Source organism: Polycladidibacter hongkongensis, assembly GCF_001561995.1.
Taxonomy (GTDB): domain Bacteria; phylum Pseudomonadota; class Alphaproteobacteria; order Rhizobiales; family Stappiaceae; genus Pseudovibrio; species Pseudovibrio hongkongensis.
The window spans coordinates 33,906-51,239 of sequence record NZ_LLWC01000037.1 but is presented as its reverse complement, the minus strand read 5'-3'; the positions used below and the strand labels follow the sequence as shown (position 1 = coordinate 51,239).

General features: G+C 54.1%; 20 protein-coding genes and 2 tRNA genes. 9 read left to right on the top strand and 13 right to left on the bottom strand.

Going from position 1 to position 17,334, the window contains the following annotated elements:
* Positions 1–47 precede the first annotated feature (47 nt).
* A tRNA-Met gene (locus AYK82_RS17395) sits at positions 48–124 on the top strand.
* A 191-nt stretch (positions 125–315) separates the two neighbouring features.
* On the opposite strand, the gene AYK82_RS17390 is transcribed toward AYK82_RS17395, so the two are convergent.
* Together AYK82_RS17390 and AYK82_RS17385 are read right to left on the bottom strand one after the other, a co-directional pair.
* Positions 316–900 (bottom strand): acyl-homoserine-lactone synthase, encoded by a 585-nt coding sequence (locus AYK82_RS17390; RefSeq protein ID WP_068319014.1) that lies wholly within the window; start codon positions 898–900, stop codon positions 316–318.
* 58 nt (positions 901–958) lie between these two features.
* A complete protein-coding gene (locus tag AYK82_RS17385) occupies positions 959–1,207 on the bottom strand; it encodes a LuxR C-terminal-related transcriptional regulator (RefSeq protein ID WP_068319012.1) in 249 nt (82 codons plus the stop codon).
* Between AYK82_RS17385 and AYK82_RS17380 the strand changes: the two genes are divergently transcribed.
* The 3 genes from AYK82_RS17380 (at position 1,199) to AYK82_RS17370 (ending at position 3,866) form a co-directional block, all read left to right on the top strand.
* Positions 1,199–1,537 carry a hypothetical protein gene (locus tag AYK82_RS17380; protein ID WP_068319010.1) on the top strand — a complete coding sequence of 113 codons (339 nt, stop codon included), beginning with the start codon at positions 1,199–1,201 and terminating at the stop codon, positions 1,535–1,537. The two genes, AYK82_RS17385 and AYK82_RS17380, sit on opposite strands and share 9 nt — an antisense overlap.
* A 46-nt stretch (positions 1,538–1,583) precedes the next feature.
* The gene (locus AYK82_RS17375; protein ID WP_068319009.1) at positions 1,584–1,958 is read left to right on the top strand and encodes an imm11 family protein; all 375 of its coding nucleotides are present in this window, start codon (positions 1,584–1,586) and stop codon (positions 1,956–1,958) included.
* A 390-nt stretch (positions 1,959–2,348) separates the two neighbouring features.
* Positions 2,349–3,866 (top strand): DEAD/DEAH box helicase, encoded by a 1,518-nt coding sequence (locus AYK82_RS17370; RefSeq protein ID WP_068319020.1) that lies wholly within the window; start codon positions 2,349–2,351, stop codon positions 3,864–3,866.
* Positions 3,867–3,950: 84 nt separating this feature from the next.
* Here the strand turns inward: AYK82_RS17370 and AYK82_RS17365 are convergent, their stop codons facing one another.
* Positions 3,951–5,354 (bottom strand): amidohydrolase, encoded by a 1,404-nt coding sequence (locus AYK82_RS17365; protein ID WP_082734027.1) that lies wholly within the window; start codon positions 5,352–5,354, stop codon positions 3,951–3,953.
* A gap of 563 nt (positions 5,355–5,917) precedes the next feature.
* Between AYK82_RS17365 and AYK82_RS17360 the strand changes: the two genes are divergently transcribed.
* On the top strand, positions 5,918–7,294 hold the full coding sequence (locus AYK82_RS17360; protein ID WP_068319007.1) for a GH1 family beta-glucosidase: 1,377 nt from the start codon (positions 5,918–5,920) through the stop codon (positions 7,292–7,294).
* 96 nt (positions 7,295–7,390) lie between these two features.
* Here the strand turns inward: AYK82_RS17360 and modC are convergent, their stop codons facing one another.
* The 3 genes from modC to modA are packed head-to-tail and all read right to left on the bottom strand — an operon-like array spanning position 7,391 to position 10,012.
* Positions 7,391–8,500 (bottom strand): molybdenum ABC transporter ATP-binding protein, encoded by a 1,110-nt coding sequence (modC, locus tag AYK82_RS17355; protein WP_068319005.1) that lies wholly within the window; start codon positions 8,498–8,500, stop codon positions 7,391–7,393.
* A gap of 18 nt (positions 8,501–8,518) precedes the next feature.
* Positions 8,519–9,205, bottom strand: a complete 687-nt coding sequence (gene modB, locus AYK82_RS17350; protein WP_068319004.1) for a molybdate ABC transporter permease subunit — start codon at positions 9,203–9,205, stop codon at positions 8,519–8,521.
* 36 nt (positions 9,206–9,241) lie between these two features.
* Positions 9,242–10,012 (bottom strand): molybdate ABC transporter substrate-binding protein, encoded by a 771-nt coding sequence (modA, locus tag AYK82_RS17345; RefSeq protein WP_244265792.1) that lies wholly within the window; start codon positions 10,010–10,012, stop codon positions 9,242–9,244.
* 386 nt (positions 10,013–10,398) lie between these two features.
* On the opposite strand from modA, the gene AYK82_RS17340 reads away from it, so the two are divergent.
* From AYK82_RS17340 to AYK82_RS17325, 4 genes are all read left to right on the top strand, one after another.
* Positions 10,399–11,142: an amino acid ABC transporter substrate-binding protein gene (locus tag AYK82_RS17340; protein ID WP_244265791.1), complete on the top strand. Its 744-nt coding sequence runs from the start codon at positions 10,399–10,401 to the stop codon at positions 11,140–11,142.
* A 26-nt stretch (positions 11,143–11,168) separates the two neighbouring features.
* Complete coding sequence (locus tag AYK82_RS17335) at positions 11,169–11,843, top strand: amino acid ABC transporter permease (RefSeq protein WP_068319000.1); 675 nt, start codon at positions 11,169–11,171, stop codon at positions 11,841–11,843.
* Positions 11,840–12,577 (top strand): amino acid ABC transporter ATP-binding protein, encoded by a 738-nt coding sequence (locus AYK82_RS17330; protein ID WP_068318998.1) that lies wholly within the window; start codon positions 11,840–11,842, stop codon positions 12,575–12,577. The genes AYK82_RS17335 and AYK82_RS17330 overlap by 4 nt, the downstream gene beginning before the upstream one ends.
* Positions 12,578–12,757: 180 nt before the next feature.
* A tRNA-Ser gene (locus AYK82_RS17325) sits at positions 12,758–12,847 on the top strand.
* Between the two features lie 56 nt (positions 12,848–12,903).
* Here the strand turns inward: AYK82_RS17325 and AYK82_RS17320 are convergent.
* The 7 genes from AYK82_RS17320 to AYK82_RS17290 form a co-directional block, all read right to left on the bottom strand.
* The gene (locus AYK82_RS17320; protein ID WP_068318996.1) at positions 12,904–13,938 is read right to left on the bottom strand and encodes a tyrosine-type recombinase/integrase; all 1,035 of its coding nucleotides are present in this window, start codon (positions 13,936–13,938) and stop codon (positions 12,904–12,906) included.
* Positions 13,935–14,114, bottom strand: a complete 180-nt coding sequence (locus AYK82_RS17315; RefSeq protein ID WP_068318994.1) for a hypothetical protein — start codon at positions 14,112–14,114, stop codon at positions 13,935–13,937. The genes AYK82_RS17320 and AYK82_RS17315 overlap by 4 nt, the downstream gene beginning before the upstream one ends.
* An 80-nt stretch (positions 14,115–14,194) precedes the next feature.
* Positions 14,195–14,512 carry a hypothetical protein gene (locus AYK82_RS17310; protein ID WP_068318992.1) on the bottom strand — a complete coding sequence of 106 codons (318 nt, stop codon included), beginning with the start codon at positions 14,510–14,512 and terminating at the stop codon, positions 14,195–14,197.
* Between the two features lie 11 nt (positions 14,513–14,523).
* Positions 14,524–15,252: a Rha family transcriptional regulator gene (locus tag AYK82_RS17305; protein ID WP_068318990.1), complete on the bottom strand. Its 729-nt coding sequence runs from the start codon at positions 15,250–15,252 to the stop codon at positions 14,524–14,526.
* Between the two features lie 291 nt (positions 15,253–15,543).
* The gene (locus tag AYK82_RS17300) at positions 15,544–15,936 is read right to left on the bottom strand and encodes a hypothetical protein (RefSeq protein ID WP_068318988.1); all 393 of its coding nucleotides are present in this window, start codon (positions 15,934–15,936) and stop codon (positions 15,544–15,546) included.
* On the bottom strand, positions 15,936–16,625 hold the full coding sequence (locus tag AYK82_RS17295; RefSeq protein ID WP_068318985.1) for a bactofilin family protein: 690 nt from the start codon (positions 16,623–16,625) through the stop codon (positions 15,936–15,938). Before AYK82_RS17295 ends, AYK82_RS17300 begins: the two co-directional genes overlap by 1 nt.
* A complete protein-coding gene (locus AYK82_RS17290; RefSeq protein WP_068318983.1) occupies positions 16,625–17,332 on the bottom strand; it encodes an ASCH domain-containing protein in 708 nt (235 codons plus the stop codon). Before AYK82_RS17290 ends, AYK82_RS17295 begins: the two co-directional genes overlap by 1 nt.
* Between the last annotated feature and the right edge of the window lie 2 nt (positions 17,333–17,334).

The window sequence follows — 17,334 nt, the reverse complement described above, 5'->3', positions numbered from 1 at the left end:
CACACACACACTTCAAATTCAAACAAACACAAAAAGCACCAGATTGACGCGGGGTGGAGCAGCCCGGTAGCTCGTCAGGCTCATAACCTGAAGGTCGTAGGTTCAAATCCTACCCCCGCAACCAAGATTTAACCCGTTAAGTCAACGACTTAACGGGTTTTTTGTTATCTAACGTTTGGTGGTAGTTGCGGCGATGGAAGCAATATAGAAGCAGGTATTGTAGCGCGCAATTTTGTAATGGAAAATGCGCAAGTTCGTAATGGAAAACAATGCGCCGCGCATTTCAAGGTATTTGCGGCTGATAAGCTAAGCCAGCTAAACCGCAGGTTTAAATTTTTCAAGAGCGTCATTCACATTTATCAATCCAATGATGCAGCGTTGTTGATCAACCTTCCATTCTGCATTAGCGCTAAAGGGCACGCGCCGAGGCTTTAGGAGTGACTTCATTAACACCGGGCGCATCACGCCGAGAATATACGCACCACCTCGCTCACGAGCGCCTATCAGACTTTTATGGATTAGTAGGTCCAGCGCCCTCCCACGCTCTATAGCAGTCAAGCTTCGTGCTGTGCAAATTCTGCTGGCCTCAATAATCCGGCTGCGGTTTGGAGGTAACTTTGAGGATTTCTCAAGCCATAGATCATAGAGCATTGTAGGTGACGCGCAGCTGATTAGTCGGCAGCAGGCGATAGCTTCGCCCTCTTTCAACACAACCACATAATCTGCCTCTGGTGTGTCGTATTGATCAAATTCCCAGCCATTGCAAATACGCACTTGCCCTTTGGATTTTTGATCATAGGCCAGCCTATTAATGAACCCCTCAGACCGAAGTTTATGCTGGGCCGCCCACGCTTGGCAGCCCGTTGCCGCCAGCCTCCAATTTGTAACAGATACGCGCATATTCCCTCCCTAATCGCAGGGAATACAGCAAGCAAAAACATCTATTGGTAGGGTGACATCAGGCGATCCCCAGACGCGTGGCCGCCGCTATAGCTGCAGCGGCATTACCCTTGGATAGCTTGGAGTATATTTTTCTGAGGTGAAAGTTCACACCATCACGCGTTATCCCAAGAGCATCGGCGATCTCATCGCCGCTTGCGCCCTGCGCCAAGTGGTGCAAAATTCTTTGTTGCTTACGAGTAATTTCTTGTAACGGGTGCGCGAATAATTCGTCATCAAATGACGCCAGCGCTTTTGCGTGAAACATGGCCGCCAAACCAATAACCTGACAAAGCCGTTACCCGGCCCGTTTTACTTTATCAACTGGGGTTCGCAAAAACACAGTTTCCTGCCCGAAGAGAGCAAAGGGGTAAGAGCAACCGCGCGAAATAAAGAAACAGGATTTCACAGATGGCGGGCGGCGATTGAGCCCAAGCATGGCGACATCGCAGTTTCGGCTGATGCTCTACAAGGCGCGGATCTGTGGATCGAACCTTTATTACGCTCCAAGATTTTTATGAGCGGACAGCTGCATGATGCCATTGTGGCGGCCTATCCAAAAATTGATTTTTGCTTTTCCAAAGCCCGTATTCTTTAATTCATTGAGTATTTTCTCGGCGCAACCTTAAGGGAAAACTGTAATTATGGCATGGTACTTACATCAAGTCCTACAAGCTTGGTCCACTCCGGACTTCACCTTTGATAATAAGCCGGCTTCATTTATTAAGGCCGTTGTTCCAGTTTACGGCTTTGGTTTCTGGTGGGACCCGGAAAACGTGCCCCGCACTGCACGGCGCACCAAAAAAAAGCGGATCCCTGATGTCTTTCAAACAGCAGGCCGCTGTGTCGCCAGCCAGCGCTTTAAAGACTTGCTGGAAGAATTCGAGCCCGGCGTGCACCAGTTCTTCCCGCTAACCCTGATTGACCATGATGGCAGCAAGGTACAGCCCGACTATTACATATTCAATTGTACCGTTGCTGTTGACAGTATTTTGCTAAAAGAAAGTGGGCTGGATTGAGGAGCAGATTGAGAACAGGTCGCTAATCTATCTTGCTTTTTGCGGGGATTAGCGGTAGAGGAGCCTTATCGCCTGCCAGCTTGCGACGCACGTCGTGAGTACTAAGGCGGCCCTTTTGGTTTCAAGTATCGCTAAAATGAAGAGGCGCATACTCGCAAAGAAACCTGGCTCGAGCGGGATAAAGCACGGGCGTGAACCGTGGTCCCATGCGTTTATTGAGGTTTCGCCTCACTCTCGTTTACGGACTTCATATTTGTAAGTGCAGCGGCGACACAACGTGTTTGTGCGCAGCCAGCGCTTTCTTTTTGCAGCCGCGTATCAACGATTGCCCCTCGCGCCGCTAGAATGCGCGCAGCAGGCCGCGCGGCGATTACATATGAGAGAAACTCTTTGAAAACTTTTGCTGAAGCCGGGCTCGCCGAGCCTATTTTGCGTGCTGTCAACGAACAGGGCTACTCTGCCCCGACGCCGATCCAGAGTGAAGTTATTCCTGTGATGCGGGCAGGGCGGGATGTGCTTGGCATTGCGCAGACCGGCACGGGCAAGACGGCGGCGTTTGTGTTGCCTTTGCTGAGTGCGTTGGCGCAGGATCGAAAAAAGCCCGAGCCACACACTTGCCGGGCGCTTATTCTGGCGCCGACGCGCGAACTTGCCTCGCAGATTGCCGAGAGTGTACGCAACTACGGAGAATTTATCGGGCCATCACTGGCGGTGATTTTCGGGGGGGTGAAGCATGGGCCGCAGCTGCGGGCGCTGGCCAAAGGTCTGGATATTGTCATTGCAACGCCGGGGCGTCTGGAAGACCATTTGGGTACGGGCGGTTTGCGGCTGGATGCGACGACAACTGTGGTGCTGGATGAAGCGGACCAGATGCTCGATCTGGGGTTTGCGCCCGCGATCCGCCGAATTATGGGAAAGGTGCCGAAGCCACGGCAGGTTGTACTGCTGTCGGCGACTATGCCGGTGCAAATCCGCAAGCTGGCAAAAGAGTTTTTGCAGGATCCTGCGGAAATCTCTGTGGCCCCAGTCTCGCGGCCGATTGAAAAAATTGACCAGTCGGTGCGCTATTTAAATTCCAGTGCCAAACGGGCAGCGCTGGAAGAGGTGTTCACAGAAAGTGCTGTGGAGCGCGCTATTGTGTTTACCCGCACCAAGCGCGGAGCGGACCGGGTGAGTGGCTATTTGGAGAAAGCTGGACTGGCCTCTGCGGCGATCCATGGCAACAAGAGCCAGCGGCAGCGGGAGCGGGCGCTCGATGCGTTTAAAAGCGGGTCGATTACCATTCTGGTGGCAACGGACATTGCTGCACGCGGTATTGATATTGACGGGGTCAGCCACGTGGTGAACTACGAGCTGCCCAATGTGCCGGAAGCTTATGTGCACCGCATTGGCCGGACAGCTCGGGCGGGTAAGAGCGGCGTTGCGGTCTCGCTATGCGATTCCACGGAACTGCCGTACCTGCGGGATATCGAAAGACTGATCGGGCGGCGCATTCCCTCTGGCGATGGAGATTTTGGCGAGGATGCTCTGTCGTTTGACCCGCTGGAGAAGCCCGCGCAACTTACTCGGCACAAGCGACCACAAAAAGGGCGGCGCCGACCATCTGCTAGAAAGGATGGTGCCGGTGGGCAAGGCGAGAGCAAAGGGGCAGGTGAGCGGCGCAAGCCGCGGCCTGCCAAAGCCGCGGCGGCAGAGCGTGGACGGGGCGAACAAAAACAACCACAGAACGCAGGTGAACGCGGTGAGCGCAAGACAGCTGGCAACGGCCCAGCAGAGCAGCGACGGGGCGGTAAGCCGAGAAGCGGACAGAAGCCCCGGGGCAACACAGGGTCCAAGGGTGCAGTACGCGGCGCAGCGCGGGGGCGCGGCGGAGCAGATGCAGCACGGAGCCGCCGGCCGAAACCTTAACTGCCAGTAGCTTTGGTAGTTTTTAAAAAAAAGGCCAAGGGGGGACGCACCTCCTTGGCTTTGTTTGTTGGGTTGTTCTTGAAGCTACTGCACCTTTTCGCCGCTTTCGATGACAGTCTTGCGGACGATTTTGGCGAAGCCCTGCGCTTCTTCAATGATCTTGGATTCATCGACGGTGAGGATTTTTCGATCCTGCATCAGCTGACGTCCGGCAACGAAGCTATGCTTGACGTTGCTGGAATAGGCGGAATAGACCAGCGCGGAGTAGGGGTTGTAGATCGGCACCATGTTTGGCGCTTTGGTGTCGATGATGATGATATCGGCCTGTTTGCCAACCTCTAGAGAACCGATCTGCTCTTCCATATGCAAGGCACGAGCGGCGCCAATTGTGGCCATTTCTACCACCTTGATGGGGGGCATGGCGGCGCGGTCTTTGTTGGCGAGTTTGTGCACTTTGGCGACCTGATTGAACTCATCCAGCGTGCTCAGAGTGTTGCCGGACATGGGGCCATCTGTGCCAAGGCCGATGCGCAGCCCTTCGTCAAACATTTTTAGAGCAGGTGATACGCCTTTGGCCGATTTAATGTTGGCGCTCATGTTGTGGGCAATGCCAACGTCGTTCGCTTTAAGCAAGGCGATGTCGGCATCATCTGCATTAATAACGTGCGCGGCAATGAGCTTGTCGTTGAGGGCGCCGATTTCATTCATGTAGGCAACTGGTGAAAGCCCGCCGGAACGCTCAGCAATTTTTTCGCTCTCGCGGTGGGATTCTGCGAGGTGAATCATTACCGGGACATCCAGCTCCTGCGAAAGCTTGGAAAGCTGCTTTAGGGTTTCAGTGGTGTTTGTGTAAGGTGCGTGCGGGGCAAAGGCGGGCGTTATGCGCGGGTGATCTTTGTATTGCTCAATGAAATTGAGGGCGTAGTTGATACCTTCCTGTGCGTTTTTCGCATCGGCCACCGGAAACTTGATCACGGTTTCACCGAGGACGGCGCGCATGCCGATAGTGTCGACGGTTTTGGCGACTTCATCTTCGAAATAGTACATGTCGGCGTAGGTGGTGACGCCGCCTTTTAGCATCTCCACATTGCCCAGATTTGCGCCTATGCGCACCATGTCGCGGGAAACCAGCTTGCCCTCTAGCGGGAAGATATAGCGATGCAGGCGGTCTGGAACATCATCGGCAAGTGAGCGAAACACGCTCATGGAGACGTGGGTGTGCGTGTTAATGAGGCCGGGCATGACGATGTCTCCCTTGGCATCAAGGGTGCGCTTTGCTGTGTAGCTTGCAACATCCGAGCCATCGGTGACCGCGATGATCCTATCGTCTTTAATGGCGACCAAGCCGTGAGGGAACTCCGCCTTTTGTGCATCCATGGTGAGGATGTGGCCGTTGGTTATAAGCGTGTCGACGGGTGTTTGCACCGCCGCATGGGAGGCAAGAGCGATTATACTGGCTGCGGTGCACAAAGGTATCGTGAGTTTCATCTTATGTTGCCTACATTTATTGCGGGTGCATTTTGTTATAGCGCAGGTCGCGTTTCGCGTGTCCTCATAGTGCATAGTGGCAAATACAGATGTGATTTAAGCCACTTATGGACCGGTGCGGTAATGGCGGGCGGGCATGCGACACAATAGCCGATGAAAACTAAAGAAATTGGGGTGTTTGCGCCGTAGGTATAGCGTGTGAATCGCTTGATGTAAGCGTTTACATGCGCTATAGCTGGAGTTGTTAGGTGATTAAGTTGCCATAGGTCTGGGAGGTCTTGATGGTTTGGCTGGCGTGTACCGTTCTGGGAGGTGCGGTTCGATGCCTGCGTTTTCGAACGTTGGCAAATCCTCCATGAAGAAATTGATTTGAATGCTGACACGCCGCTCTTTGATGAGAGCGACTGGGGAAACGCATTCTTTTATCCGCCCAACCTGAAGTGCCGTCCCGACGTGTGGGCTTGGCGCCGCGGGGTGGTATGTGCCACGGCTGTGCTGACGTGGCGAGATAGCTTATTAAGGTAAATTGCGAAAGCGCATAGATGCGCGGATGCGAGGTTTTCATGTCTTCTGCAAAACAATTAGCGGCCCGTTTTCCAAAGGGCTTTATGTTTGGTGTAGCCACCGCTGCCTATCAGATTGAAGGGGCGGCAAATGAAGGGGGGCGGAAGCCTTCCATCTGGGATGCGTTTTCCAAAATGCCCGGACGGGTGTTTGAAGGGCACACTGGCGAGGTGGCTTGTGATCACTACCACCTTTGGGAAAGTGATCTTGATTTGATTAAGGAATTGGGTGTTGAGGCCTACCGTTTGTCGATTGCTTGGCCGCGGGTCATTCCGGACGGGCGCGGCGCTGTCAATGAAGAAGGGCTGGACTTTTATGACCGGCTAATTGACGGGCTGGTGGCGCGCAATATCAAGGTGTTCCCGACTCTTTATCACTGGGATTTGCCTTTGGCGCTGGCCGGATTTGGTGGCTGGACCTGCCGCGATACGGCGGATGCGTTTGGTGAATACACCAGCGCCGTTGTCAAGCGTTTGGGGGACCGGATTGACGGGTTGGCCACGCTGAATGAGCCATGGTGCGCCTCCTATCTTTCGCATTTGATCGGCGCGCATGCACCTGGTGAAAAATCTATGGAGGCTGCAATTGCTTCTGTGCACACCTTTAATCTGGCGCATGGGACAGCGGTGCTCGCTGCGCGGGCGGAGCGTGCCGATATCCAGATGGGTGTGGTTTTGAACTCGTTCTCCACCTATGCAGCCAGTGATAGCGCGGAGGACAAGGCAGCGGTGGAGCGCTTCTACCAGTTTAACAACGGGGCTTTCCTCTCGCCCATGTTCGCGGGTAAGTATGATGAAGGGTTCCTTGCTGCACATGGTGACAAGATGGACCTGCGCGAGGGCGATCTGGAGCGCATTCACCAGCCGCTGGATTGGTGGGGTTACAACTTCTACAACCCTGAAACCGTTAAGCATGATCCGGCGCCGGATGCTGTCTATCCTGCAACAATTGGCGTGCCGTCCACCGATAGTGACGTGCGTACGGATATCGGCTGGGAAATTCGCGCAGAAGGCCTGACCGATTTCCTCGTGGATGTTTACAAGCGCTATGACATGCCGCCGGTTTACATCACCGAAAACGGAGCCGCATACAATATGGGCCCAGTTGACGGGGTAGTTGATGACCAGCCACGGCTGGAATACTACGAGAAGCATATTGGTGCGGTTGCCGATGCGCTGGACAAGGGCGTGCCACTTAAGGGGTATTTTGCCTGGAGCTTGATGGACAATTACGAGTGGGCCTTTGGGTATTCTATGCGCTTCGGTATTGTGCATGTGGACTATGAAACACAGCAGCGCACTATCAAGAAAAGTGGCTATTGGTATCAGGATCTGGTGGCAACGCACCGGGCACTGGCCGAGGTTGAGCCTGCGTAATTGGCTTGCATTTATGCCTAAATGAATATGGGGCCTGGCTGAGTAGCCGGGCCTTTTGCTTGGCCAGCTTTGGCAGCGGCTGTTGGCGCGACGTATTTACAAATTATGATCTGCGAAACTAATGGATTTGACCATAGCAAACACGGGCATGCCGGGTGAGAGCTGTAGCTCTTTGCAGGAGGCGCGGGTCAGGCGTGATTTTAGCTGTAGGGGGCCGTTTTCCAGTTTGACCTGCGCAAACGGGGTGCCTGTCAGCTCTTGAATATCGCTGATATGCATGGAGATGATATTGCGCAGGCTCACCCCTTGCGGGCGGGTGAGGGCTAAGGAGACATCGCTTGCGTGAATGATCAGGCGGCGATTGGTGCCAATGGGGCCGATCTTGCCGGGGACCTCGAAGCAGTGGCTACCTACGGCCAGTTTGGTTATTTGTGTATCTTCATCGAATGCCAGCACTGTGCCTTGTAGCAGGGAGCGGCTTTGGCTGGCGCTCATGCCGGGAAGCGGGGTGAGGCTTTGCAGTTGCTGGGCGAGAGGGCCTTGAGAAAGCACCTTGCCGCGCCGCAAGCAAACGAGCGTATCAGCCAGCCGGGTGACCTCGCCAATATCGTGGCTAACATAGACTATGGGCAGGGCAAGGCGGCGATGGAGGCTTTCCAGAAACGGCAGGATTTCTTGTTTGCTTTGGGTATCGAGGGCGCTTAGCGGTTCATCCATTAACAGGATTTGCGGCGCACTTAAAAGGGCGCGACCAATGGCAACGCGTTGGCGCTCGCCGCCTGAAAGGGCGTGGGGTGTGCGGGCGAGCAGCGGGGCGAGGCCGAGCAGCTCAATCACCTGCTGTTCCGGCAAAGCGGTGTTGGTGAGGTGCTTTGTGTAGCGGGCAGAAAAGCTAAGGTTTTGCGCGACCGAGAGATGGGGAAACAGGCTTGCCTCTTGAAATACATAGCCCACACGGCGCTGATGGGGGGCGCAAAAACTGCCGTTCTTGTTGTTTTGCCAGCATTGGCCAAAGGCGGTGATCTGGCCATTGAGCCGGTTTAGCCCGGCAAGGGCGCGCAGGATGGTGGTTTTACCGCAGCCAGAGGGTCCGAAGAGTGCGGTGATGCCTTGTTCTGGAATGCTGAGTTCTACATCTAGCGCTAGATCACCGATTTGGCCGTTTAGGCGGGCGTGAAGGGCAGGAGCGTTTTGAGCTGTGGTCATATGAAGGCGTCCGCAGTGCTAGCTGGCGTGTTTGCGCTGCGCGCGCGCATCGATTATCCGGGTGGCGAGGATAACAAGGAAGGCGAAAAGCAGCAGGCCGATGGACAGCATATGCGCTTTGCCCCATTGCAAGGTCTCGACATAATCATAAATGGCAACGGAGATAACGCGGGTTTCGCCCGGAATGTTGCCGCCAATCATGAGCACAACGCCGAATTCGCCGATTGTATGGGCAAATGCCAGCACAGCGCCGGAGACAAGGCCCGGGCGGGCAAGGGGCAGGCCAACGCGCCAGAAGCTTTGCCAAGGGCTGGCGCGCAGGGTTGCGGCGACTTCAAAGGGGCGTGGGCCGATGGCCTCAAACGCGGAGCGGATGGGCTGAACGGCAAAGGGGAGTGAGTAGATCACCGAGGCGATAACCAGCCCGGTAAAGGAAAAGGCAAGGGAGCGCAGGCCGGTGAGGCTACTGGTCCAGCCAACGGGGCCGGAGGGGCCAAGGGCGATGAGTAGATAAAAGCCAAGCACGGTGGGGGGCAGCACCAGCGGCAGGGCAACCAATGCGGCAACGACTTCTTTTAACCTGCTGGGGGAGCGGGCAAGCCACCAGGCAAGCGGGGTACCAAGCAGCAGCAGAATAAAGGTGGTGAGGCTTGCCAGTTGTAAGCTTAGCAGCACCGGTTGCCATAGTTCGCCAAGTTCTGCCATTTGGCCTCCTTTGGGCGGTGTAAGACTGTCCGTTGTTTATGGGCGCTGCGGTATCATATAGTTTTGGCTGGCGATTGTCTTGGCAGCGTCCCGGCTACAGAGGAATTCCACAAAGGCTTTTGCCGCTTCTTGCTGCTGCGAGGTGCTGATGACAACCGCCCCTTGCAAGATGGGGTCATATAGCGCGGGGGGGAGCAGCCAGTGATTTTTCGCGTTCGTTGGCAGCTGGGAAGCAGCGACAAGGCCAAGCTCCGCATTGCCTGTGGCGACGAATTGATAGGCCTGTGCGATGTTGTTGCCGCGCACCAGATGAGGTTGCCATAGTTGCCAGAGTTGCAGCGCTTGCAAGGCCTGCTTGGCGGCGCGCCCATATGGCGCGGTTTGCGGATTGGCGATGGCAAGGCGGCCACTTGGCGCATTTCGCAGGGTTTGTGCTGTGACTTTTGTTTCTGGATCGCTGGAGACGAGAGCGAGCGTTCCTTGCGCGTAGGTGCAGCTGGGGCTGCTCAGTGCGAGGCCTTGCTCAATCGCTTTTTGGGGGCGCTGGGTGTCGGCGGCAAGAAAGACATCATAGGGCGCCCCTTGGGCGATCTGGGTATAAAGTGTGCCGGTGGAGGCAAAGCTGAAGCGGATGGTGTTGCCCGTTTGAACGGTGTATTGCGCAGTTAGCCGTTTTGCCGTGCTTTGGAAATTTGAGGCAACAGCCACGCGCAGGCTTGCTGCATAGCCCTTTTGAGCGCTCAGCCCCCCTGAGATCAGAATGGCGGCGGCGAGTATGATGCGGGCAGAGGCTTGGGTCAGGATCACGGTGTATCTCTTGGCGTTTTTCAAGCTTACAGCTTCAACAGAAATCAAAAGGTATTGCAAGAGCGGGTGATTGCGCTGCGACCCTCGGGCAAAGCCGAAATCGCATCGCTTTGGATGGCCTGAATTGGCATTTGCAGGCGGCTGACTGTGCAAAAAGCAAAGTATATCAGGTGTAAACTGCATTTCTGTAGAATTTGAATTTCCCTTGGGGTGCGGTGATTAGATTCTGGTTCTGAAAGTGCGGAATAAACAGTAATGGAATCTCTTTGTCTCACGTAACTTGGCATGGTTTTGCGAATATTCTTCAAGTTTCGCAGGTATCTAGAAAAATTTTTCTATAGAGACTATCTGCAGGTCAACGCAACGAAAACACAGGACTAATGATTATGCGTAGTTTGATTGCTGCAGGTGCCCTATTGCTCGCACTGCCTGTTCAGGCCGAGACCATTCGTGTTGGTATGTCTGGTGGCTACTTTCCCTTCACCTTTGTGAAGCAGGATCAGCTGCAGGGCTTTGACGTTGATGTCATGAAAGCTGTTGGCGAAGAAACCGGTGATGATGTGGAATTCGTGACCATGAGTTTCTCCGGCCTCGTTGGTTCTTTGGAAGCGGGCCGTATTGACACCATTGCCAACCAGATCACCGTAACGCCAGCGCGTCAGGAGAAATTCACTTTCTCCCAGCCATATGTATATGACGGGGCGCAGGTTGTTGTTAAAAAGGGTAATGAAGAGACCATTAATGGCGTTGAAGCGCTGAAGGGTCGCAGCGTTGCTGTCAACCTTGGCTCTAACTTCGAGCAGTTGCTGCGCGATCTGCCTTATGCCGATGAAATTACCATTAAGACTTACGATAGTAACATTGAGCAGGAAACTGCGCTTGGCCGCGTTGATGCCTATGTGATGGATCGTATTTCTGCGGCACAGACAATTAAAGAAACCCCGCTGCCATTGGCGCTGGCTGGTAAGCCGTTCTCCCAGATCCACAATGCCTTGCCGTTCCGCAAGGATGAAGAGGGCAACAAACTGGCGGCAAAGGTTGATGCAGCTCTGACCAAGCTGAAAGAAAGCGGCAAGCTCGCCGAGATCTCCCTGAAGTGGTTTGGTGCTGATATCACCAGCGCACAATAATCGTGAGTTGAAAGCAGGCAGAGGCAATGCGCGCACTTGATTTTGACTATATGCTCGGGCTTGTTCCCGTTCTTTTGAAATACGTGCCTTTGACACTTGGGATGGCCAGTGTGTCCATGCTGCTGGCATTGGTGTTGTCCTGCCTGCTTGCTATTGTGCGTGTTTTGAAGGTGCCGGTGGTAGACCCGTTTACCGGGCTCTTCATCAGCTTCTTTCGCGGTACGCCGCTGTTGGTTCAGCTTTTCCTGTTTTACTACGGCTTGCCGCAATTGTTCCCAAGCCTGACAGCGCTTGATGGTATTTCTGCCGCTGTCATTGGCCTAACCTTGCATTTTTCCGCCTATATGGCAGAGAGCATTCGTGCAGCTATTTTGGGAGTTGATCGCAGCCAATGGGAAGCGGCGCGCTCCATCGGTATGCGCGAGGGGCAGATGATGCGGCGGATTGTGTTGCCGCAAGCGGCACGCATAGCCGCGCCAACACTGGTTAACTACTTCATTGACTTGATCAAGAGTACCTCATTGGCCTTTACGCTGGGCGTGACCGAGTTGATGGGGGCGACGCAAAAGGAAGCGGCTGGCAGCTTCCTTTATTTTGAAAGCTTTATTGTTGTGGCAGTGTTCTACTGGGTCATGGTGGAGGCATTGTCCTTGGTGCAAGGCCAGTTGGAACAGAGGCTTGGAAAGGCGGTGCAGCGATGATCCGGGTACGTGGACTTACAAAGAGTTACAACGGCCACAAGGTGCTTGATGGCATTGATCTGGATATCGAAAAAGGCGAACGTATTGTTATTATCGGTCCATCGGGAACCGGTAAGTCGACTTTGCTGCGCACCCTGAACTTTCTTGAGCAACCTGATGCGGGCACAATTGGTTTTGATGATCTGAATATTGATGTGGCCAAAGCCAAGGTGAAGGAAATCCAGCAACTGCGTTTGCATACGGCTTTTGTCTTCCAAAATTATGCTTTGTTTGCCAATAAGACGGCGCGTGAGAACATTGCCGAAGGGTTACATGTGGTGCGCGGCGTTAGCAAAAGCGAGGCGCTGGCGCGGGCTGACGCAATTCTTGGTGAAATCGGCCTTGCTGATCGCGCTGACGCCTATCCCTCGGCGTTATCGGGTGGGCAACAACAACGGGTTGGTATTGGCCGGGCCATGGCCTCACATGTGGACTTGATGTTGGTTGATGAGCCCACGTCCGCGCTTGATCCTGAATGGGTTGAGGAGGTGTTGCAGCTGATGGGCAAGGTGGCGGCGGCGCATCAAACCATGCTGATCGTGACGCATGAAATGCGGTTTGCCCGCGATATTGCCGATCGGGTGTTGTTCATGGAAGGTGGGCGGATTGTGGAGCAGGGGCCGCCTGAGAAGATTTTCACCGCGCCGGCGGATCCAAGATTGCAGCAGTTCCTGCGCAAGGTTCTGCCTGACTAAGTGTTTAAGCTGCCTTTGAAAAGCACTGTGCCTAGTGCCGAATTATTTCTCCTTTTTTGGTGGCTAGTGCTCTGCGATTCCATGGTTTTTTACAGTTTACGCTTCCAACATGGGGAAAGATTGAAAAAAAGAAAAAATGCGCTTGATCTGCCAGCGGTTAATGGCTACTAACGCGCTCAAGGACACGTGGCCGAGTGGTCGAAGGCGCTCCCCTGCTAAGGGAGTAGGCCCGGAAGGGTCTCGAGGGTTCGAATCCCTCCGTGTCCGCCATCAATTTCCAAAGCATTGAATTTAAAAAGAAATTTATCACCAAAACCCCTAACGGGTTAAGTGTTAGGGGTTCTCTCTAGCGTTTTTATTGCTTCCCCAGCCATTTTTTTACGGCTAGCCTTGCGGGTGTAGAGCGTTGGCATTTCGTCAGTGGTCCAGCCAAAAATTGCCTTCAGCTGCGAGTCTGTCGCCCCGTTTTCTGCCGCCAAAGTTGCCGCAGCTTTACGCATGCCGTGGGCGCGCCCTGGCACACCTGCCGCCGCGCAGCACTCGCCAAACCAATTCCCAAAACTTTCTTTCACATACGGCAACCCCTTAGCGGTCGTAATGAATGTCGAGCCGTGCGGGGTCGCGTCTATTGCCTCCTGCAATGCGGGGAGGATGGGGAGGTGCACTTCCACGCCATACTTTTCCGTTTTTATCGACAGGATTTTGTTCTTCACGTGCGCGGGGCCGACCCGGCAAACATCCCCACGGCGCAGACCGGTGAAGGCGAGAACCTCTAGCGCCAAACGTTCGCGCGTGCCGAGCGGCCAGCGAGCACGGTACTGCTCAATCTCCTCCGGGGTCCACGTGTGATGTCCTTCAGATTTGATTTTTAAGCGGGGTACGTCGCGCGTCGGGTTCGTGGTAACTGATGTTATTGCTTCATTTTCGATGGCCCAACGGTACATCGCCGACAGGTGTTTCAGAAAATTGTTTGCAGCCGATGGCGTGTGGGCTCGCTTATCACGCCCCCCGCGAATTGTGGAGGAGTTGATTGCGTCGAGCGGATGGTGTCCGGATTCTTCTGCGATTTTTTTGAGGAAGCTACTTTTTACGGCTCGCGTGCTGCGCTTCATCTCTCCAAATTCTGGGCTAGATACATACTGGTCGATTAACCAGCCCAGTGTCTCTGGCGCTCTTTTGGTCTTTTTCTGCGCTACTGTCGGCAGGCTAATTGCCTCGTCGTACGCCGCCATAAACTCCGGAGACCCGTACCTGCCGGGCAGTCGCACCCGCTTGCCTTTCCCCTTGCGAAAATACCAAAACACCCGCCCCCGCGCGACCTCGCGCAACACATAGGGCAGGCGCTTTCGTTGTTTTGTCATATGGAGGCGACCTTGGGCAATGGCTTGTTGTCATTGCTGTTCTCGGACGCATCGCTGCTTAGACGAATTGTCCCGTCGCTCTTTATTTCAATGGTTTTGACAGCGAGACCGCCTTTTTCTGCGCCTTTTACAGCACGCTCTATGTCTCGTTGCTTGAAAAGTGATTTGCTTGTCATTCATTGCTCCCAGTATCTGCAAAAGCCTCTGCCTGAGCAGCCTCAAACAGAGCTTTTGGGCCTATAAGCAAAGTGGTGTGCTAGGCATTGTGATGCGGGCAAGTAAAGTGCGGGCCTCTTTGCAGATCATAACCCCGCAAGCCGCGCATAAGCTCAAGCCGTCGCATCAGGTTACGCTCTTCCTTTGAGGTGACCTTTTTGCGCAGTGCTGTATCTGCTGTGCGCTCCAGCTCTTCATCCAGAACACCGCATAGGCACTCCATATACTCTGCAATACCATCGCTTTCGGAGCGCGGCTGGGTGCTTAGTGCTGAGGAAACATCAACCAGAACCCCAAGGCAGTCATAAAGGTCAACCAGCTCTTTGAGGGTCAGACTGTTCTTGTGTAAGTGAAACATAAGACACCCCCTTAAGCTGCGTTGTTTTGTTCCAAGATGTACTCAGCCCAAAGGCCCGAAATCCACTTAACGCCCTTTGCTGTAAATCGCGCTTGGTGGTAACGGTGCCCGTGATCTTCTCCTTCTTTTTCGCGAATACGGTGGAGCCTGATGTGCTCTTTATGGTACCGCCATTCCTTGGTTTTGTTGCCGTTCCTGTCTACCTTAAAGTAAATGAGGTCTTTGCTGATAAGCATCTGTTTGAACTGGCGCTCACTGGCATTGAGCATACGGCACACATCGCGAAACCCTTTAAGGCCGGACGTGTCTACATAGCGCTCGACAAAATCAACCGCTGGCTTGCTGGCCTCTATCTGTTGTTGTTGCTTTTCGTTCTGCTCAGCCAGATCAGCGGCTAAACGTAGAGCTTCTTTAAAACTTTTGGGTACTTTAAACCCTTGTGCTGCTTGCTCTTCCAGCTCCTGCCAGCGATCGATGATCGCTTTACGCAGTTTGACGTTGTAACCTGCGATCAGAGTTAGAGTTAGGTCTTTGGGCAAGAGATAGGATTTTTGGTCGCGCCCATAGCTGTCTTTTGAGATGTGCTCAAATTTGAGCCGATCTTCTGACAGGTCATCAAGCATCTTTTCTATGTCGCGAATGACATTCTTATGCTGTTTATTGCAACGCTCAGCAATTTCCTTGCTGCTCATCGTGATTTGGGTGTTGCTATTGGCAGGTACTGCAAATAAATCGGTCATATCAAAAGCCTCCTTGGTAGTGGGCATTTAAGGACCACTCACAAAGGGCTTTCGACGACCCACTGGTGAGCGGGAGGTTCGAAACCTGTACCAAGTCAGGCGGGTTTATTCCCCTTCCGGGTTTTGTATTCACCGCCCTCCCGCTCATAGCGAGATTTCGCGCTGGCAAAATCCAGACGCAAAAAAACCGCAGGTCTAACGGGTGCGGTGTCCGCTTGGCATTAAGAGGTTTCGACGCCTCAATGCGAACACTGCGCCCAGAAAAAACTTTTGTCAATCGCTTTTTGTAAGTCATGCTGCTGACCTCCGTGCTCGTACGTGCAGAATGATTGCCCGCGCTTTTTCCTCATTTGGGAATGCCATTCGGAGCCTGCAGCACAGATCCCATGGGTCTATACCAACGCGCTGCCAATAGGCCTCCTCATTCATTGAGTGTTGCTTTGTGTGCTCTGTATGAAACAGGGGTAGGCACCAGTAATCATCAGGTTTTTGCTGCCCACCACTTTGTGGTTTGGCATAGGCGAGGTTGCCCGCTCTAAGGTGCGCTGCCTGAACCCCGTCACCTTCTCGGCCACTGACAACGCAGGGCAGGGTGTGCAGCCACGAGAGGTAGCTGCGGTCCTTGACAGGGGCAGCGAGAGTATCCGCATATCCAGTCTGATGAGGTCGGAGACGAAAAGCCATCACGCCGCCTCCTTATGAAGCTCGGCGCGACGCTCAACCACGGCAGGCTCTAGCCGCGCCTTAACCATGGCAATCATGTGTTTGTAGGCGGTTGCATGTTCGTTGTCGCCGTGGGTCGCCTCAACGGCACTTTCAAACTCTGCCAGTGTTTTGGGTTCATCGTCCCCAAAACAGCCACGATTACACTCAATGTTGCCTGTTTTAGTCAGATAGGCAGTGAAAACACCATTTTCTGACCCTATCGAGGTGACGCAGATATAATCATCGAGGCGGCTGACCCGTGCATTGCTGCTGACCTGTGCATTGCCGCCGATCCATGCCTCGCCGCCGACCCATGCCTTGTCGCTGACCTGTGCATCGCCGTCGACCCGTGCATTGCCGCTGACCTGTGCATTGCCGATGACCCGTGCATCGCCGCTGACCCGTGCATCGCCGTCGACCCGTGCATTGCCGTCGACCCGTGCATCGCCGCTGACCCGTGCATCGCCGTCGACCCGTGCATTGCCGCTGACCCGTGCATTGCCGCTGACCCATGCATCGCCGTCATGCGACAGGCTGCCTTCCCTCTCGATCCAGCCACCTAAATCGCCTGCCGTGATATCGGCAAAATCTCTCAGCGCGCGAATGCGGTTCAGTGTTTTCCCGACAAATGTTTTTGTTTCGCCGGTGAGTTCATATTTTTTGGTCATCACGCAGCCTCCCTCTGTTTGAAGTCAGCCACGTTGCACTGGTGAACCTTGAATGTGGTGACACTCACCCAAGGGTTGGTATCCCAGCCAAAGCCGCGTTTTTTATTGAGGGTGTCCCATAGGTTGCGGAATTTTTTCACAGAGGTGTCGCATTCAGGGCAAGCTATTTCGGGCAACCCCAATCCCCCAGACAGTGCGCCTCTTACCCCGTTACCATCGCATGTGTGGCAATAGATTTCTTCGCCGTCATTACCTTCCAGCCACTCGGGGACGCCCTCTGCTTTTGCATCTTCCTCGGAAATATCCCGTAACAATTCCGCGCGCACATCTGTCACCTCAAGCGTGAGACGGGAATATTTGCGCGGCATGAAAATTGAGGGCTTCCATTTGCGCCCGTCGTCGTCGCCTACGGTTGCTCTGTATCTGATTTCCCCTAGCTGCGGGCATTGGCACGGGGCCTCTGAGCAGCCGCACTCGACTTCGTCGATCCGTGCCCATGTCTCGCGCACCCATAGCAGATCACCGACTGCGAACTGTGTTAGGCCGTGCATAGGGGCATCTATGACATGCGTTCTGACTAGGCTGCCTTTGAGATGCATGCGGTTATCGCGCTCAACGCCCTTCATAACCCGCCGCGTTTGCGTTTTACGCCCGCCCAGTAGAGCAAGGACCATTGGAGCAGAGAAAAGAATTGGTTTGATGGTCACTG

Coding starts and splice junctions, on each gene's coding strand:
- AYK82_RS17390 (WP_068319014.1), bottom strand. CDS start 900: ATGCGCGTATCTGTTACAAATTGGAGGCTGGCGGCAACGGGCTGCCAA.
- AYK82_RS17385 (WP_068319012.1), bottom strand. CDS start 1,207: ATGTTTCACGCAAAAGCGCTGGCGTCATTTGATGACGAATTATTCGCG.
- AYK82_RS17375 (WP_068319009.1), top strand. CDS start 1,584: ATGGCATGGTACTTACATCAAGTCCTACAAGCTTGGTCCACTCCGGAC.
- AYK82_RS17365 (WP_082734027.1), bottom strand. CDS start 5,354: ATGAAACTCACGATACCTTTGTGCACCGCAGCCAGTATAATCGCTCTT.
- AYK82_RS17360 (WP_068319007.1), top strand. CDS start 5,918: ATGTCTTCTGCAAAACAATTAGCGGCCCGTTTTCCAAAGGGCTTTATG.
- modC (WP_068319005.1), bottom strand. CDS start 8,500: ATGACCACAGCTCAAAACGCTCCTGCCCTTCACGCCCGCCTAAACGGC.
- modB (WP_068319004.1), bottom strand. CDS start 9,205: ATGGCAGAACTTGGCGAACTATGGCAACCGGTGCTGCTAAGCTTACAA.
- AYK82_RS17340 (WP_244265791.1), top strand. CDS start 10,399: ATGCGTAGTTTGATTGCTGCAGGTGCCCTATTGCTCGCACTGCCTGTT.
- AYK82_RS17335 (WP_068319000.1), top strand. CDS start 11,169: ATGCGCGCACTTGATTTTGACTATATGCTCGGGCTTGTTCCCGTTCTT.
- AYK82_RS17330 (WP_068318998.1), top strand. CDS start 11,840: ATGATCCGGGTACGTGGACTTACAAAGAGTTACAACGGCCACAAGGTG.
- AYK82_RS17320 (WP_068318996.1), bottom strand. CDS start 13,938: ATGACAAAACAACGAAAGCGCCTGCCCTATGTGTTGCGCGAGGTCGCG.
- AYK82_RS17315 (WP_068318994.1), bottom strand. CDS start 14,114: ATGACAAGCAAATCACTTTTCAAGCAACGAGACATAGAGCGTGCTGTA.
- AYK82_RS17310 (WP_068318992.1), bottom strand. CDS start 14,512: ATGTTTCACTTACACAAGAACAGTCTGACCCTCAAAGAGCTGGTTGAC.
- AYK82_RS17305 (WP_068318990.1), bottom strand. CDS start 15,252: ATGACCGATTTATTTGCAGTACCTGCCAATAGCAACACCCAAATCACG.
- AYK82_RS17300 (WP_068318988.1), bottom strand. CDS start 15,936: ATGGCTTTTCGTCTCCGACCTCATCAGACTGGATATGCGGATACTCTC.
- AYK82_RS17295 (WP_068318985.1), bottom strand. CDS start 16,625: ATGACCAAAAAATATGAACTCACCGGCGAAACAAAAACATTTGTCGGG.